This window comes from Streptomyces sp. 35G-GA-8 (assembly GCF_023534745.1).
GTDB lineage: Bacteria > Actinomycetota > Actinomycetes > Streptomycetales > Streptomycetaceae > Streptomyces.
In genome coordinates this window covers 472761-487949 of record NZ_JAMHJQ010000002.1, presented here as the reverse complement: position 1 = coordinate 487949, position 15189 = coordinate 472761, and the positions used below count along the sequence as shown (strand labels likewise).

General features: G+C 72.6%; 18 protein-coding genes. 15 read left to right on the top strand and 3 right to left on the bottom strand.

Going from position 1 to position 15189, the window contains the following annotated elements; translation table 11 throughout:
• Positions 1–13 precede the first annotated feature (13 nt).
• From M1203_RS05315 to M1203_RS05295, 5 genes are all read left to right on the top strand, one after another.
• On the top strand, positions 14–1480 hold the full coding sequence (locus M1203_RS05315; protein WP_249948313.1) for an NAD(P)H-hydrate dehydratase: 1467 nt from the start codon (positions 14–16) through the stop codon (positions 1478–1480).
• A 118-nt stretch (positions 1481–1598) separates the two neighbouring features.
• Entirely contained in the window at positions 1599–2762 is a 1164-nt protein-coding gene (gene alr / locus M1203_RS05310; protein WP_249948312.1) for an alanine racemase, read from the top strand.
• A 146-nt stretch (positions 2763–2908) separates the two neighbouring features.
• Positions 2909–4165, top strand: coding sequence for an alpha/beta fold hydrolase (locus M1203_RS05305; RefSeq protein ID WP_374401961.1), 1257 nt, complete (start codon positions 2909–2911; stop codon positions 4163–4165).
• Positions 4137–4799 carry a tRNA (adenosine(37)-N6)-threonylcarbamoyltransferase complex ATPase subunit type 1 TsaE gene (gene tsaE, locus M1203_RS05300; protein ID WP_249948311.1) on the top strand — a complete coding sequence of 221 codons (663 nt, stop codon included), beginning with the start codon at positions 4137–4139 and terminating at the stop codon, positions 4797–4799. Before M1203_RS05305 ends, tsaE begins: the two co-directional genes overlap by 29 nt.
• Before the next feature lie 215 nt (positions 4800–5014).
• Complete coding sequence (locus M1203_RS05295) at positions 5015–5203, top strand: hypothetical protein (RefSeq protein ID WP_249948310.1); 189 nt, start codon at positions 5015–5017, stop codon at positions 5201–5203.
• Positions 5204–5305: 102 nt separating this feature from the next.
• On the opposite strand, the gene M1203_RS05290 is transcribed toward M1203_RS05295, so the two are convergent.
• A complete protein-coding gene (locus tag M1203_RS05290) occupies positions 5306–5860 on the bottom strand; it encodes a L,D-transpeptidase (protein ID WP_249948309.1) in 555 nt (184 codons plus the stop codon).
• A 103-nt stretch (positions 5861–5963) separates the two neighbouring features.
• Between M1203_RS05290 and tsaB the strand changes: the two genes are divergently transcribed.
• From tsaB to M1203_RS05265, 5 genes are all read left to right on the top strand, one after another.
• Complete coding sequence (gene tsaB, locus M1203_RS05285) at positions 5964–6617, top strand: tRNA (adenosine(37)-N6)-threonylcarbamoyltransferase complex dimerization subunit type 1 TsaB (RefSeq protein ID WP_249948308.1); 654 nt, start codon at positions 5964–5966, stop codon at positions 6615–6617.
• 89 nt (positions 6618–6706) lie between these two features.
• Complete coding sequence (rimI, locus tag M1203_RS05280) at positions 6707–7186, top strand: ribosomal protein S18-alanine N-acetyltransferase (protein WP_249948529.1); 480 nt, start codon at positions 6707–6709, stop codon at positions 7184–7186.
• On the top strand, positions 7179–8288 hold the full coding sequence (gene tsaD, locus M1203_RS05275; protein WP_249948307.1) for a tRNA (adenosine(37)-N6)-threonylcarbamoyltransferase complex transferase subunit TsaD: 1110 nt from the start codon (positions 7179–7181) through the stop codon (positions 8286–8288). Before rimI ends, tsaD begins: the two co-directional genes overlap by 8 nt.
• Positions 8285–8542: a hypothetical protein gene (locus tag M1203_RS05270; protein WP_249948306.1), complete on the top strand. Its 258-nt coding sequence runs from the start codon at positions 8285–8287 to the stop codon at positions 8540–8542. Before tsaD ends, M1203_RS05270 begins: the two co-directional genes overlap by 4 nt.
• A gap of 220 nt (positions 8543–8762) precedes the next feature.
• Positions 8763–9119 (top strand): YciI family protein, encoded by a 357-nt coding sequence (locus M1203_RS05265; RefSeq protein WP_249948305.1) that lies wholly within the window; start codon positions 8763–8765, stop codon positions 9117–9119.
• 67 nt (positions 9120–9186) lie between these two features.
• Here the strand turns inward: M1203_RS05265 and M1203_RS05260 are convergent, their stop codons facing one another.
• Positions 9187–9693: a potassium channel family protein gene (locus tag M1203_RS05260; RefSeq protein WP_249948304.1), complete on the bottom strand. Its 507-nt coding sequence runs from the start codon at positions 9691–9693 to the stop codon at positions 9187–9189.
• 174 nt (positions 9694–9867) lie between these two features.
• Here M1203_RS05260 and M1203_RS05255 point away from each other — a divergent pair, with 174 nt between their 5' ends.
• From M1203_RS05255 to M1203_RS05245, 3 genes are all read left to right on the top strand, one after another.
• On the top strand, positions 9868–10881 hold the full coding sequence (locus M1203_RS05255; RefSeq protein ID WP_249948303.1) for an aldo/keto reductase: 1014 nt from the start codon (positions 9868–9870) through the stop codon (positions 10879–10881).
• Between the two features lie 69 nt (positions 10882–10950).
• Positions 10951–11616 carry a hypothetical protein gene (locus M1203_RS05250; RefSeq protein ID WP_249948302.1) on the top strand — a complete coding sequence of 222 codons (666 nt, stop codon included), beginning with the start codon at positions 10951–10953 and terminating at the stop codon, positions 11614–11616.
• Between the two features lie 70 nt (positions 11617–11686).
• Positions 11687–12052, top strand: coding sequence for a hypothetical protein (locus M1203_RS05245; RefSeq protein WP_249948301.1), 366 nt, complete (start codon positions 11687–11689; stop codon positions 12050–12052).
• A gap of 64 nt (positions 12053–12116) precedes the next feature.
• On the opposite strand, the gene M1203_RS05240 is transcribed toward M1203_RS05245, so the two are convergent.
• On the bottom strand, positions 12117–13430 hold the full coding sequence (locus M1203_RS05240) for an SAM-dependent methyltransferase (protein WP_249948300.1): 1314 nt from the start codon (positions 13428–13430) through the stop codon (positions 12117–12119).
• An 83-nt stretch (positions 13431–13513) separates the two neighbouring features.
• Here M1203_RS05240 and M1203_RS05235 point away from each other — a divergent pair, with 83 nt between their 5' ends.
• Positions 13514–14521 carry a polysaccharide deacetylase family protein gene (locus M1203_RS05235; RefSeq protein WP_374401951.1) on the top strand — a complete coding sequence of 336 codons (1008 nt, stop codon included), beginning with the start codon at positions 13514–13516 and terminating at the stop codon, positions 14519–14521.
• Positions 14518–14979: a hypothetical protein gene (locus M1203_RS05230; RefSeq protein WP_249948298.1), complete on the top strand. Its 462-nt coding sequence runs from the start codon at positions 14518–14520 to the stop codon at positions 14977–14979. Before M1203_RS05235 ends, M1203_RS05230 begins: the two co-directional genes overlap by 4 nt.
• The last annotated feature ends 210 nt before the right edge of the window (positions 14980–15189 follow it).

Here is a 15189-nt window from a genome sequence, read left to right as displayed (position 1 = left end):
AAAGGCTGGTCGAATGCGTACTGCGTACAGCGTGGAGACGGTACGGAGCGCCGAACGCGAGCTGATGGCACGGCTGCCGGAGGGCGCGCTCATGCGGCGCGCCGCCGCCGGTCTCGCCGCGGCCTGCGCGGGCCTGCTGCGGGATCTGCTGGGACGGGTGTACGGGGCACGTGTCGTCCTGCTCGTCGGCAGCGGGGACAACGGTGGTGACGCCCTCCACGCCGGGGCCCGGCTGGCCCGTCGCGGCGCCGCCGTCACCGTCGTACCGCTGGCCCCCGGCCGGACCCACGAGGGCGGGCTGACGGCGCTGCTCGGCGCGGGCGGACGCGTCGCCGACGACCCCTTCGACGTACTGACCGCCGCGGACCTCGTGCTCGACGGCATCACCGGCATCGGCGGACACGGCGGGCTGCGCCCCGACGCCGTACCGGTGGCACGGGCGGCCCGCGGCTCCGGCGCCCTGGTCGTCGCCGTCGATCTGCCGAGCGGTGTCGAGGCGGGCAGCGGGGAGGTGACGGGTGAGGCGCTGCGCGCCGATGTGACGGTGACCTTCGGTACGTACAAACCGGGCCTGCTGATCGACCCCGCCAGGGAACACGCGGGCGCGGTACGGCTCGTGGACATCGGCCTCGCGCCCCATCTGCCGTCCGTGCCGGAACTGGAAGCGCTCCAGCACGAGGATGTGGCCCGGCTGCTGCCGGTGCCGACGGGCGAGAGCGACAAGTACCGGCGCGGTGTGGTCGGTGTGGTGGCCGGCTCCGTGCGCTATCCGGGCGCGGCGGTGCTCGCGGTCTCGGGCGCGCTGCGGGGCGGCGCGGGCGCGGTCCGCTATGTCGGCCCCGGCACGGACGCGGTGATCGCGCGCTTCCCGGAGACGCTGGTGCACGAGGGTCCGCCGTCGAAGGCGGGCCGGGTCCAGGCCTGGGCGGTCGGCCCCGGACTGGGAGACGCCCCGGGCGACGGCTCGGGCCCCGAGGCCGCCGTGGCGGACGTCCTGGCCTCGGACGTCCCGGTGCTGGTGGACGCGGACGGGCTGCGGCTGCTGGACGCGGCGACCGTACGGGGACGTACGGCCCCGACCCTCCTCACCCCGCACGCGGGCGAGGCGGCGGCGCTGCTCGGCGTCGCCAGGCCGGAGGTGGAGGCGGGCCGGCTGACGGCGGTACGGGAGCTGGCGGCGCGGTACGGCGCGACGGTGCTGCTGAAGGGGTCGACGACGCTGGTCGCCGACCCGGACCCGGCCGTTCCGGTCCGGGTGAATCCCACGGGCACGTCCTGGCTGGCCACGGCGGGCAGCGGGGACGTCCTCTCCGGCCTGTCGGGCTCCCTGCTCGCCGCCGGACTGCCGGCCCGCGACGCGGCGTCGGTGGCGGCCTATCTCCATGGCCTCTCGGCCCGGCTGGCATCGAGGAACGCGCCGCTGGCGGCGGACGACGTGGCGGAGAACCTGCCGGAGGCGTGGCGGAACGTCGTGGGCTGAGATTCGTGGGCCGAGGTTGGTGGGCCGGGGTTCGTGGGCCGGGGATGCCGACGGCGGCCGCGCCGGGCCTCGGTGACATCGCACCGGCGCCGGACATCGCTCTGAGAGACTGGGCACGATGACCGAGAACACACACACGTCGACCGGTGTCCGCGCGCGGGCCGAAGTCGATCTCGCCGCCCTGCGGGGCAATGTGCGCGCGCTGCGCTCCCGCGTGGGACCCGGCGTCGCCCTGATGGGTGTCGTGAAGTCCGACGGATACGGACACGGCATGGTGCCCACCGCGCGGGCGGCCCTCGACGCGGGCGCCACCTGGCTGGGCACGGCAACCCCCCATGAAGCGCTCGCCCTGCGCGCGGCGGGCATCGAGAGCCGGGTCATGTGCTGGCTCTGGACGCCCGGCGACCCCTGGCGGGAGGGCATCGAGGCCGATCTCGACATGTCCGTCAGCGCGATGTGGGCCCTGCGTGAGGTGACCGACGCGGCGCGCGCGGCGGCGCGTCCCGCCCGTATCCAGCTCAAGGCGGACACCGGCCTCGGCCGGAACGGCTGCCAGCCCGCCGACTGGCCCGAACTGGTGGCCGCCGCGCTCGACGCGCAGGCCGCCGGTCTGGTCCGGGTCACCGGCCTCTGGTCCCACTTCGCCTGCGCCGACGAGCCGGGCCATCCCTCCATCGCCGCCCAGCTCGACGCCTTCCATCAGATGGTCGCGTACGCCGAGAAGGAGGGCGTCGAGCCCGAGGTCCGGCATATCGCCAACTCGGCGGCCGCGCTCACCCTCCCCGAGGCGTCCTTCGATCTCGTACGGGCCGGCATCGCCATGTACGGCATCTCCCCGAGCCCCGAGCTCGGCACCTCGCGGGACTTCGGCCTGCGGCCCGCGATGACGCTCTCCGCCTCCGTCGCCCTGGTCAAGCGGGTGCCGGAGGGCCACGGCGTCAGCTACGGCCACCGCTATGTCACGTCGCGGGAGACGACCCTCGGGCTCGTACCCCTCGGTTACGCCGACGGCATCCCGCGCCATGCCTCCGACCGCGGGCCGGTCCTCGTGGGCGGGGTGCGGCGGCGGGTGGCCGGGCGGGTCGCGATGGACCAGTTCGTCGTCGACCTCGGCGGCGACATCCCCGAGCCGGGCGCGACCGCCGTCCTGTTCGGCCCCGGCGACCGCGGCGAGCCGACCGCCGAGGACTGGGCCGAGGCGGCGGGCACCATCGCCTACGAGATCGTCACACGTATCGGTGCACGCGTCCCCCGCGTCTATGTGGACGAGCCGTCCGCATGACCGGGGCGACGAGCGGTCCGCACGACTGGCTCGAACGTGTCGGTTGCCCCCCTGGGTATGTTGAAGGGGCAACGGCCCGTGTGACCTCCGCCGGGTGAAGATCGGCACGACGGGGAAGATTCCGCCGGAACGACGAGGAGCGCACGGTGAGCGAGAGCAGCGCGGCGGGTGACACGGCGTCCAGGGCCGCCGCCATGATGGCGTCGGTCACGGGCAACTGGCGCAAGGCAGGCGTCGCCGGAGCCGCGATAGGCGTGATCGCCGCGGGTGCGGCGGCCGGGGTCGCGATCGAGAGGCTGACCGTCGGCCGGGGAATGCGCAGAAGGGCCAGGCTCGCGCTCGACGCGTCGGGTCCGTACGGCGCGCTGCGCGGCACCCCGGGCAAGGCGCTCGCCGACGACGGTACGGAGCTGTACTACGAGATCGACGAGGTCGACCCCGAGGCCGCGGCCGGCGCGGATCCGGCGGCCGGCCCGCGCCGGCGCAGGCTCTTCGGCCGGAAGACCCCCGCACCGGTCACGGTTGTTTTCAGCCATGGCTACTGCCTCAACCAGGACTCCTGGCACTTCCAGCGCGCCGCCCTGCGCGGACTCGTCCGTACCGTCCACTGGGACCAGCGCAGCCACGGCCGCTCCGCGCGCGGAGCCGCCCAGCAGGGACCCGGCGCGGTCCCGGTCTCCATCGACCAGCTCGGCCGCGATCTGAGGACCGTCATCGACGCGGCGGCGCCCGAGGGCCCGCTGGTGCTCGTCGGCCACTCCATGGGCGGGATGACGATCATGGCCCTCGCCGACCAGTATCCGGAGCTGGTGCGGGAGAGGGTCGTCGGTGCCGCCTTCATCGGCACATCGAGCGGAAAGCTCGGCGAGGTCAACTGGGGCCTGCCGGTCGCGGGCGTGAACGCCGTACGGCGAGTCCTGCCCGGCGTGCTCAAGGCGCTCGGTTCCCAGGCCGAGCTGGTCGAGCGCGGCCGGCGGGCGACGGCGGATCTCTTCGCGGGGCTGATCAAGCGGTACTCCTTCAGCTCGAAGGACGTGGACCCGGCGGTCGTACGGTTCGCCGAGCGGCTCATCGAGTCGACCCCGATCGATGTGGTCGCGGAGTTCTACCCGGCCTTCACCGACCACGACAAGGCACAGGCGCTCGCGGTCTTTCTGGAGATCCCGGCGCTGGTTCTGGCAGGGGAGAGCGATCTGGTGACCCCCAGCACGCACAGCGAGGCCATCGGCGATCTGCTGCCCGACGCGGAGCTGGTGCTCGTACCGGACGCCGGGCATCTGGTGATCCTGGAGCATCCGGAGGCCGTCACGGACCGGCTCGCCGACCTGCTGGCACGGGTCGGCGCGATGCCGGCAGCGGCTAACGTTGGCACTCATGGAAGCACCGCAGGGCCCGGCGGCTGAGGCCGCGCCCGCCCCCCGCCGTACGGACCGTCCCGACCGCACCGACAGCCCTGACCGGCCGGCCGTCCGCCTCACCGTGGAGACCCCGGAGCGGATGCGGGAGCTGGGCCGTGGACTCGCGGCCCTCCTGCGCCCCGGCGATCTGGTGATGCTGACCGGCGAACTCGGCGCGGGCAAGACCACCCTCACGCGCGGTCTCGGCGAGGGCCTTGGCGTCCGCGGCGCCGTCACCTCCCCGACGTTCGTGATCGCCCGGGTCCATCCGTCCCTGGTCGGCGGCCCCCCGCTGGTCCATGTCGACGCGTACCGGCTGGGCGGGGGGCTGGACGAGATGGAGGACCTTGATCTGGATGTCTCGCTGCCGGACTCCGTGGTGGTCGTGGAGTGGGGCGACGGCAAGGTCGAGGAGCTGTCGGACGACCGGCTGCATGTGGTGATCCACCGGACCGTGGGCGCGGACCGGACGCTGGACGGGGATGCGAACGCGGAGACGAACACGGAGACGAACGCGGACGCGAACGTGGATACGGGGGCTGATCCGGGCGACGCCGGTGCTGACGAACGGCGCGTCGTCACCGTGACCGGCTTCGGCAGCCGCTGGTCGGACGCGGATCTGGCCGCGCTCATCCACTGATTCGGCCAGCCGTTCCGTACATTCCGACAAGACGTCGGCAAAATGTTGCGCGTGCCGTGCCGTACGTGGTGACATGGTACGGAGAAGTGGTTAGGTCTACCTAACTACGCCTGCCCCCGAACACTCAGGAGGCATCCATGCCGGCGCCGGCACATGAGTCGCGTCCGAGCTCCACTTCGTATCCGACGCGGTCGCTCTCGCCGTCGTCCGTTTCCATGAAGGATCTGCTGGCGGCCTGCGCTTCGGCGGCGGCCGTGTCGACGCCGCCGTGCGAGCCGTCGGCCGTGGCGGTCGCCGAGGCGCGGGCGGCCGAGGACGCCGAGGCCGGGGAGGCCGGGGAGCTGGAGTCGCGGCGCGAGCGGGAACAGAGACGCGACGCCGCGAGAGAGCGCGACGCCGCGTAAGAGTGCGGTAGGAGGCCGGGAAGAGGTCGGGGCCGACCGGGTGGCCGTGGCCGGGCAGGCCGGGCACGTGCGGCGGCCGGGCAAGGGGCCCGGCCCGCGGCCCTACGGGACGACCACGACCTTGGAACCGACCGTCGCGAACGTCCACATCGCGTTTCCGTCCGCCACCTTCATCCTGACGCCGCCGGTCTTCAGCGTCGGATCGGGGCTCGACAGCGTGCCGTCCACCGCCGCGCTGAAGCCGATCGCGACATCGCCGACGAGCGCGAATCGCACGACATGCTCGATCCGTACCCCGTCCGTGCCCGTGACCGATCCCGACCGGGAGGTCACCTGGTACGAGCCGGCTTCGGGGCTGACGGTGCTCGGCATGACCGCGAAGGTCCGGGTCACCCGGTTCTTCTCCACCAGCCACACGCGCCGGTCGGCCAGCGCGTAGACGACCCGGTCGCCCTCGCCCGACTCGGCGGGCAGGGCATGCGGATCCTTCGGTTTCTGCGCGGGGGCCCCGGCGGCGCCGGAGGGTGCGGTACGGGGTGCCTTGGGCTTGGCGAAGGCGTCGGGGACATGCGCCGACGCCTGGTAGGCGAGGAAACCGACCACGGCCACGGCAGCCGCGGTGAGCCCGGCCACGATTCCCGAGCTGCTCCTGGACACCTTGATCCACCTCTCGTACGTATGACTAGTTGGTGACGTTAGCAGCAGGCGGCTGACGGGGCGGGGCGCCGTGCCTTGGGGCCGGGAGCCGTAGGCTGTTTGCGTGCTTCTGCTCGCCGTTGATACCGCCACGCCCGCCGTCACCGTCGCCCTCCACGACGGCAGCTCCGTCCTGGCCGAGGAGAGCCAGGTCGACGCGCGCCGCCATGGGGAACTGCTGCTGCCCGCCGTCGACCGGGTCCTCGCCGGGGCCGGACTGAAACCGGACGCCGTCACGGACGTGATCGTCGGCGTCGGCCCCGGCCCGTACACGGGACTGCGCGTCGGCCTGGTCACGGCGCTGACCCTCGGCTCCGCGCTCGGGGTGCCGGTGCGGGGGCTGTGCACGCTCGACGGCCTCGCGTACGCCTCCGGGGCCGAAGGCCCCTTCGTGGTCGCGACGGACGCCCGGCGCAAGGAGGTCTACTGGGCGCGGTACGCGGACCCCCGCACCCGGCTGACCGAACCGGCCGTCGACCGGCCCGCCGATATCGCGGAGGCCCTCGCGGGACTGCCCGCCGTCGGCGCCGGGGCGCTGCTCTACCCCGACACCTTCCCGGACGCCCGCGGTCCCGAGCACCAGTCGGCCGCGGCGCTCGCCTCGCTGGCGGCGGAGAGACTGGCGTCCGGCGGGGAGTTCCTGCCGGCGCTGCCGCTGTATCTGCGCCGGCCCGACGCGCAGGTGCCCAAGAACTACAAGGTGGTCACGCCGAAGTGACGGACGCGACTGATGCGGCGGACGGGACCGATGCGGCCGACGTGACCCCTGCCGACAGCGCCGCGTCTCCCGCCGTCGCCCTGCGGGAGATGCGCTGGTGGGACATCGAGCCGGTGCTGGCGCTCGAACGTGACCTCTTCCCCGAGGACGCCTGGTCCCCGGCCATGTTCTGGTCGGAACTGGCCCACGCGCGCGGCCCCCGGGCCACCCGCCGCTACGTGGTGGCCGAGACGACGGAGGGCGGGAGCCGCCGGATCGTCGGATACGCAGGACTCGCCGCCGCCGGGGGGCTCGGCGACGTACAGACCATCGCCGCCGCCGGCGACCAGTGGGGCACCGGCCTCGGCTCCCGGCTGCTCACCGATCTGCTCCAGCACGCCACCGCCTTCGAGTGCGAGGAGGTGCTGCTCGAAGTGCGGGTGGACAACCTCCGGGCGCAGCGGCTGTACGAGCGGTTCGGCTTCGAGCCGATCGGGTTCCGGCGTGGCTACTACCAGCCGGGCAATGTCGACGCGCTCGTCATGCGCCACCACGTGAAGACCCATCAAGGAACTGAGACCCATGGCTGACGAACCCCTCGTTCTCGGTATCGAGACCTCCTGCGACGAGACCGGCGTCGGCATCGTCCGGGGGACGACCCTGCTCGCCGACGCCGTCGCGTCGAGCGTCGACGAGCACGCGCGCTTCGGCGGTGTCGTGCCGGAGGTCGCCTCCCGCGCGCATCTGGAGGCGATGGTTCCGACGATCGAGCGCGCGCTGAAGGAGGCGGGGATCTCCGCGCGCGATCTGGACGGCATCGCCGTGACCGCGGGCCCCGGCCTCGCGGGCGCCCTGCTGGTGGGGGTCTCGGCGGCGAAGTCGTACGCGTACGCGCTGGGCAAGCCGCTGTACGGGGTGAACCACCTGGCCTCCCACATCTGCGTCGACCAGCTGGAACACGGCCGGCTGCCCGAGCCGACCATGGCGCTGCTGGTCAGCGGCGGCCATTCGTCGCTGCTGCTCGCGCCGGACATCACGGCCGATGTGCGGCCGATGGGCTCGACCATCGACGACGCGGCGGGCGAGGCGTTCGACAAGATCGCGCGGGTGCTCCAGCTGGGGTTCCCGGGCGGCCCGGTGATCGACCGGCTGGCGAGGGAGGGCGACCCGTCCGCGATCGCCTTCCCGCGCGGACTGACCGGCCCGCGCGACGCGCCGTACGACTTCTCCTTCTCGGGCCTGAAGACCTCGGTGGCCCGCTGGATCGAGGCGAAGCGGAACGCGGGCGAGGAGGTGCCCGTACGGGACGTGGCGGCCTCGTTCCAGGAGGCGGTGGTCGACGTACTGACCCGGAAGGCCGTCCGTGCCTGCAAGGACCAGGGCGTGGACCATCTGATGATCGGCGGCGGCGTCGCGGCCAACTCCCGGCTGCGCGCGCTCGCCCAGGAGCGCTGCGAGCGCGCGGGCATCCGGCTGCGGGTGCCGCGCCCGGGGCTGTGCACGGACAACGGCGCGATGGTGGCGGCGCTGGGCGCGGAGATGGTGGCGCGCAACCGGCCGGCGTCGGACTGGGAGCTCTCGGCGGACTCGTCGCTGCCGGTGACGGAGCCGCATGTGCCGGGGCAGGACCAGGACCACCGGCACGATCACGACCATGTGCATGAAGTGGCGAAGGACAATCTGTACTCATGACGGTCGCCCTGATGTGGGAGGCGAAGGCGGCGCCCGGCCGGGGCGCGGAGCTGCTGGAGTGGGCGCGGGCGCGCGAACTGCCGTACGCCCCCCTGCGCCGGGAACTCCTGCGCGCCCCTCAGGACCGCGTGCTGGTCATCACCTGGTGGGACGCCCCCTACGACGCGGATCTCCCCGAACTCCCCACCCCGCCCCCGGACCTCATCGCCCGCCCACCCCACCGCTGGCGCTTCGAGTCGGTCGCGGCGCAATAGCCGGCCGGTGGGCCCGGTTCCACCTCGACCTTGGTGGCGTAGTGCGCGGCGCCGGGGGCGTCACCCGGTACCGCGTCGGAGAAGGCGTGCTTGCCCTCCTGACGGTGGATGAGGACGTACACCCGAAAGGAATTCCCGGCGTGTGTCGATCCGGGGGGCTCACCTTCGACGTAAGGGTGAGTGGCGGGGAACAGCCCGCCGTACACACCGAGGAGTCACCATGCCGCGCTATCTGTCCACGGTCAGCACCAATGAGAAGAACGCGCCCGCCGGTGGGCCGAGTCCCGAGCTGATGCGGCGCATGGGCGAGTTGATCGAGGAGATGACCAAGGCCGGAGTGCTGCTCGACACCGCCGGGCTGACGCCGTCCGCGCAGGGGGTGCGCTTTCGGCAGAGCGGCGGGAGGCTCAGTGTCACCGACGGGCCGTTCACCGAGGCCAAGGAGGTCATCGGGGGGTACGCGATCGTGCAGGCGAAGGACAAGGAGCAGGCGATCGAGTGGACCCGGCGCTTTGTGGAGATCCACGAGGACGAGTTCGACATCACCGTCGAGCTCCGGGAGATCGCCGAGCCGTGAGCCGTGAGCCGTGAGCCGTGAGCCGTGAGGCGTAGGCCGTGGGCCGGTGGCCCGGTGTCGTGACCGGTCAGGGGTCCTTCGGGGGTGCCTGGCCGCCGCGGTCCATGAGCAGGCGTTCCAGACGGTCGAAGCGTTCGTGGAGGGCGCGCGTCTCCTCCGAGACGCCCGCCCTCCCCTCGTGCTCCGCTCGCTCGACGGCCAGCGCCAGTTGGCGCGCGTGGCGGGCGGCACCGCCGACGAACCAGGTGGCGACGGACGCCGTGACGATGCTGAACACGGAGATCCCCCCGAGCATCACGACGGTGGCGATGACACGCCCCGGCGCGGTGACGGGATACAGGTCCCCGTACCCCACGGTGGTCGCCGTCTCGATCGACCACCACAGAGCGAGCGGAAAGGACGTGATGGTCGCGTGCGGAGCCGACGCCTCGAACGGGACGATGATCCAGGAGCCGGCCAGCAGGATCACCACGACGGCCAGCGCGGCCCACACGGCCGCCCTCACATGCAGTCGCTGCCAGCGCTCGCTGCCCAGCAGCCATCTCAGCAGGTACGCGAAGGACAGCGGCGGCATGGGCGGACCTCGTTCGGCTCGATCGCCCCGAAACTACCCGGGCGCGCCCCGGCCCGGACCGTCTGACACTCGGTGGTGCGGGACGCGGCGCGCGGTGGTTGTGTGGAAGGAGCGGCGGCCGGCCCCGACCACCACCCTCCACCCCGCCCCTCTGCGATTCCCAAGGACCCGGCGATGACCCACGTCCCCACCACCACACTCGGCGACGGGCTCGTGGTGGGCGCGCTCGGCTACGGAGCGATGGGCCTGTCCGATGTCTACGGCCCGGCCGAGGAGGCGGAATCCCTGGCCACCCTGCGCCACGCGCTCGACCGGGGCGTGACGCTCATCGACACGGCGGACGTGTACGGCGCCGGGCAGAACGAGCGCCTGGTCGGACGGGTCCTCGCCGAGCGGCGCGCGGAGGTGACCGTGGCCAGCAAGTTCGGCGTCGTCCTCGGCGAGTCGGGCACGGGTACGGAGGGCATGACGACGCGCGGTGACCCCGCGTACGTACGGGCCGCGGCGGACGCGAGCCTGGAGCGCCTGGGTATCGACACCATCGACCTGTACTACCTGCACCGCCGCGATGTCTCGGTCCCCGTCGAGGAGACGGTCGGAGCCATGGCCGAGCTGGTCGAGCAGGGCAAGGTCCGGCATCTGGGCCTCTCCGAGGTGACCGCCGACGAGCTGCGGCGGGCCCAGGCCACGCATCCGATCGCGGCCGTGCAGAGCGAGTGGTCGCTCTGGAGCCGCGATGTGGAGCGGACGGTGGTGCCGATGGCGGCCGAGCTGGGCGTGGGGTTCGTGCCGTACGCGCCGCTGGGGCGCGGGTTCCTCACCGGCACGATCACCGACCGGGCCGCCCTGGCCGGTGACTGGCGCGCGGGGCTGCCGCGCTTCTCGGGTGACGCCTTCGACCGTAACCAGGCGCTCGTACGCGCCGTCCGGGGCATCGCGGCCGAGCTGGGCGCCACCCCCGCGCAGGTTGCGCTGGCCTGGCTCCGCGCGCAGGGGGAGCGGTTCGGGCTGCCGGTGGTGCCGATCCCGGGTACGCGGCGGGCCGCCCGCGTCGACGAGAACATCGGCTCGCTGGCCGTCGTCCTCGCTCCGGAGCAGCTGGGACCGCTGAGCGGGCTGGCCGAGGGTGTGGTGGGGCGGCGCTCGGACAACGACGACCCGAACTGGGTGTCGGACACCCGCGAATGACCCTCACGGAGTGTCACCGGGGCCGACCCCGCGCCGTCGACGCCTCTCCGCACCGCTAACCTCTGGCGAATGATCAGCCGCGCTCCGCTGCCGCCGCCCCCACCGTCCCCGGAGGAGGGCACCTGGCCCGACCGGGCGACGCGGCTCGCCGAGCGGGCCCAGGTCATGGTGGTGCTGAGCAGGCGCGGTCTCTCCTTCGGGCGGCTGGTGGCGCTCTGGCTGACGGCGGCGCTCGCCGTGGTCGGCTGGGCGGCTGTGGGGACGGCGATACAGAGCTTCGAGGGGGGCGGCCTCGGTCTGCCTGCCGGAGTGGTGGCGCTGACGCTCGCGGCTGTTCTTCTGATCCCGGCGGCGGTCGGGGTCGGCTTCTGGCTGAGCCGGGGCCGGGCCGTACGGGAGCGCCTGGAGGCCTGGGCACGCTTCGCCCCGGAACCCGTGACGGACCCGCGTCTGGGGGCGCACGGGCGGTCCGTGATGTGGCTGCTGCCGTCGGTGCTGCTGTGCCTGGTGGGGGTGTGGCTGACCGGCCGCGCCGTGTCCGAGGCCGGGACCGGGGGCGTGGGTGGCCGCGAAATGGCCACGCTGGGTGAGACCGCGTACGCGCTGGGGCTCGGCGTCACCCTCCTGGTGACCGGGCTGCTCGGGCTGGTCCCGTCGGTCAGACATCAATGCTGGTCGGAGCGGCTGCTGATGAGGTCGGTACCGGTCCGCAGGGGCGGGGGAGCGCACCGCTGAGGCCAGTCCCGCCGTGTCCGTCCTATCCTGAAGGGGAACGCATGCGCCATTCAGGGTTAAGGGGCGGCGGATGGAATGGATTTGGTGGATATTCGTCTTCTTCATCGTGGGCGGCTTCGGCTGGATCGCCGACACCGGCCGCACCGCGCTCCGAACCCGGCATGAACGAAGAATCGAGCGCTTCAAACTCCAGGAGCACGAGCGGCTGGCCATTGAAGAGGCCAACAAGCCCCCGGAGCCGGTCTGCGGCTGCACCCACCATCTGGCGAAGCATGACAAGCGGGGCAAGTGCCACGAGGACGTGGAGGTGCCGATGGAGTGGGACGAGAACAAGAAGCCCCTGCGGTACGAGCGCCGGCAGTGCAACTGCCAGCAGTACATCGGTCCGCAGCCGCTGTCACAGATCTACGCGGACGAGCTGACCGACCTGGACTGATCGGACCGCTCGTCCTTCCCGCCGTCAACTGGCCCCGCCGTCAACTGGCCCCGCTCCGGGCCCGTTACACCGGATGGCCGATGAGCATCGTGGGGGCGCCCGCGACCCTGGTGAGGAAGACCGTGGCCGCGTGGGGGCCCTTGAGTTTGAGCCGCCGGCGCAACTCCTCCGGTTCCACCGCCGAGCCGCGCTTCTTCACGGTCAGCACGCCGACCTCGCGTTCGCGCAGCAGGGCCTTCAGCTTCTTGAGCCCGAAGGGGAGTTGGTCGGTGATCTCGTATGCGGTGGCGAACGGTGTCGGGCGCGGTTCGTCGGCCGTGATGTAGGCGATCGTCTCGTCGAGCAGTCCGCCGTCCAGGTCCTCGGCGACCTCGGCGACCAGATGCGCGCGGATGACGGCGCCGTCCGGCTCGTACAGATAACGGCCGAGGGGGCGGACGGGCGGATCGGGGAGTCCGCGGCCGGTGAGGGTGGCGCCGGACGGCAGGAGGGTGGCGCGGCGCGCACCGGGGACGACGGCCTCCGGGGCATCGTGCCCGCGCTCGCCCAGGGGCGCCTGTCCGCCCTCGCGCCGGTGCCAGAGCACCGCTTCCTTCACATCGCCGCCGTCCGAGATCCACTCGACCTCGAAGTCGTCGGGGATCAGTTCGTGCGGAATGCCGGGCGCGATCTTGACCGCGCCCGCGCCGACCCGCCGTACCGCGTCGACGGCCCAGGACAGCGGCGGTGAGTACGCCTCCGGATCGAAGATCCTGCCCCGCCCGCCGCGCCGTGCGGGGTCGATGAAGAGGGCGTCGGCCCCGGTCGTGTCGTACTCCAGGACATCCGCCCTGGTCACCGTCACGGGCGGCCCTTCCGGTGCCAGGGTGCGCACATTGGTGAGGGCGATCTCGCAGGTCAGCGGGTCGAGATCGACCGCCGTCACGGCGAGTCCCGCGCGGGCCAGTTCGATCGCGTCACCGCCGATGCCGCAGCAGAGGTCCGTGACCCTGGAGTCCCCGGAGTCCCTGGAGTCCCCGGAGTCCGCTGCGAGGGCGCGGAACCGGGCGGCCCGGTGGGCGGCGACGCTGCCGCGCGTGGCCTGTTCGACGCCGTTCGGCGTGAAGTACATGCGGTACGCGTCGGCCGCGCCGAACTTCGCCACCCCGCGCTGGCGCAGCCGCGCCTGCGCCAGCGCCGCCGACACCAGCTCGGCCGGGTGCTCACGGCGCAGCCGGGTGGCGAGGGCGAGTTCCTGAGCCGGGTCGTGGTCGCGCAACTCGGCGAGCAGCGCCTGCCCCTCGGCGGAGAGGAGGGGCGCGAGGAGCGGCGTGGCAGCAGCCGGTCCGGGAGGGGGCGAGGCGGCGGGGGAGGAGGCGCGGTCGGTCACCCGCCCCATTGTGGGCCAGCCGGGGGACGGTACACGTCGGGGCGGCGGTGTCGGGTGCTCGCGGGCTCCGCGCGCTGACAGGATGCGACGCCATGCAGCTAGTACGACAAAAAGAAGAGATGTCCACACAGGCCGCATATCGCGCACCGGTAACGAGGCGGGAAACCAGGCGATGGCGCGGCCGTACGGTTCTGGCCGCGCTGCTGGTCGCAGCCCTCGGCTCGGGATGTACCGACCGCTCCGCCGAACCGGTGAAGCCCGCGCCCGGCACGCCCGCCGCAGGCAAGCCGGGCCAGCCCGCCGCCGCCCCCGGGGTGCCGGGCGAGCAGACGGCGGCCGAACTGGACGCGCTCTACTCCCCCGAGAACGTACGCCGCGTCCAGGCCGAGCGCGCCGTCGCCGCGAAGAAGTGGGGGCTTGAGAGCACCCCCCTGGCCGCGCCCAGGCCGCCCGCTGTCAAGCCGGAGATCAGCACCCGTGAGGGCTTCGAGGTCGAGGGTGGCGAGGATCTGCCGCCGCTGTTCACCACCGTTCCGGTCGACGGCAAGAAGGTCGTCTTCCTGACGATGGACGACGGTTCCGAGAAGGACCCCGAACTGCTGCGGATGATGAGCGAACTGAAGATCCCCTACACCGCCTTCCTCAGCGATTACGTCATCAACAACAACTACGGCTACTTCGGGCAGATGCGGGACCGCGGGGTCGCCATCCAGAACCACACCCTCAACCACCCCTACATGCCGGGGCTGTCGTACGAGGAGCAGAAGCGGGAGATCTGCGGCCAGCAGGACCTGCTGGAGAGGAACTACGGGAAGCGGCCCACGCTCTTCCGGCCGCCGTACGGCAACTACAACGCCGACACGCTGCGCGCCGCGAAGGAGTGCGGGATCAAGGCCGCGCCGATCTGGGCGTCCGAGGCGTTCCCCGACCACATGGAGTGGCGCGAGTGGGACCGGGACATGCACCCCGGCGACATCATCCTGACCCACTTCCGCGGACGGGACGAGTGGAAGGGCTCGATGCCCGACATGATCCGCCATGTGATGAAGGTCGTCACCGACAAGGGATACGCCGTGGGCCGGCTGGAGGACTACGTATGAGACCCGCGCACCGGCTGCTGGCCGGGGTGCTGGCAGCCGGTGCGCTCCTCGCGGCCGGCTGCGCGCAGTCGTCCGGCGCGATGGACCCGATGGACCCGATCGAGCGACTCGGCCGCAAGGCGGCGCAGCGGGTGAATCCGCATGACTCGGTCACGCCCTCGGTGCCTGTGCCGCTACCGGGTCCCGGACCTGGATCGAAGGCGGGGCAGGGAGCGGGGGCCGGCTCGGCCGCGCCGGGTCCGGGTTCGGGAGCGAGTTCGGGAGCGGGGGCGATGCCCGTGCCCCCGTCCTCGTCCCCGTCCGCCGCAGGCGCTCCCGTACGCCCCGTCTGCGGGCTGCACGAGATGTCGCCCGCGCCACCGCCTTCGCCGCCGTTCCCGCCGTCCCCGCCGTTCTCCAACCCTTTGCCGCCGTCGCCACCGCTGCGGCACTGCCCTTCGGTCCTGCCCGACCCGTGAGGAACCCCGGCCCGGGAGCCGCTTCTCCGTCCGGGAAAGATCCGCCACGACCGCGCTCATTGGCACTCCGCTTGACCGAGTGCTAATCCCGGTCATAGTCTCGGGTCTGGCACTCCCCACTGGAGAGTGCCAAAGCGCGACTGACAGGTCCGGCACCCGCGACGACGGATCTATTCGGTCGCCACCCTCAGACAGTTAACCCCGTGAGAT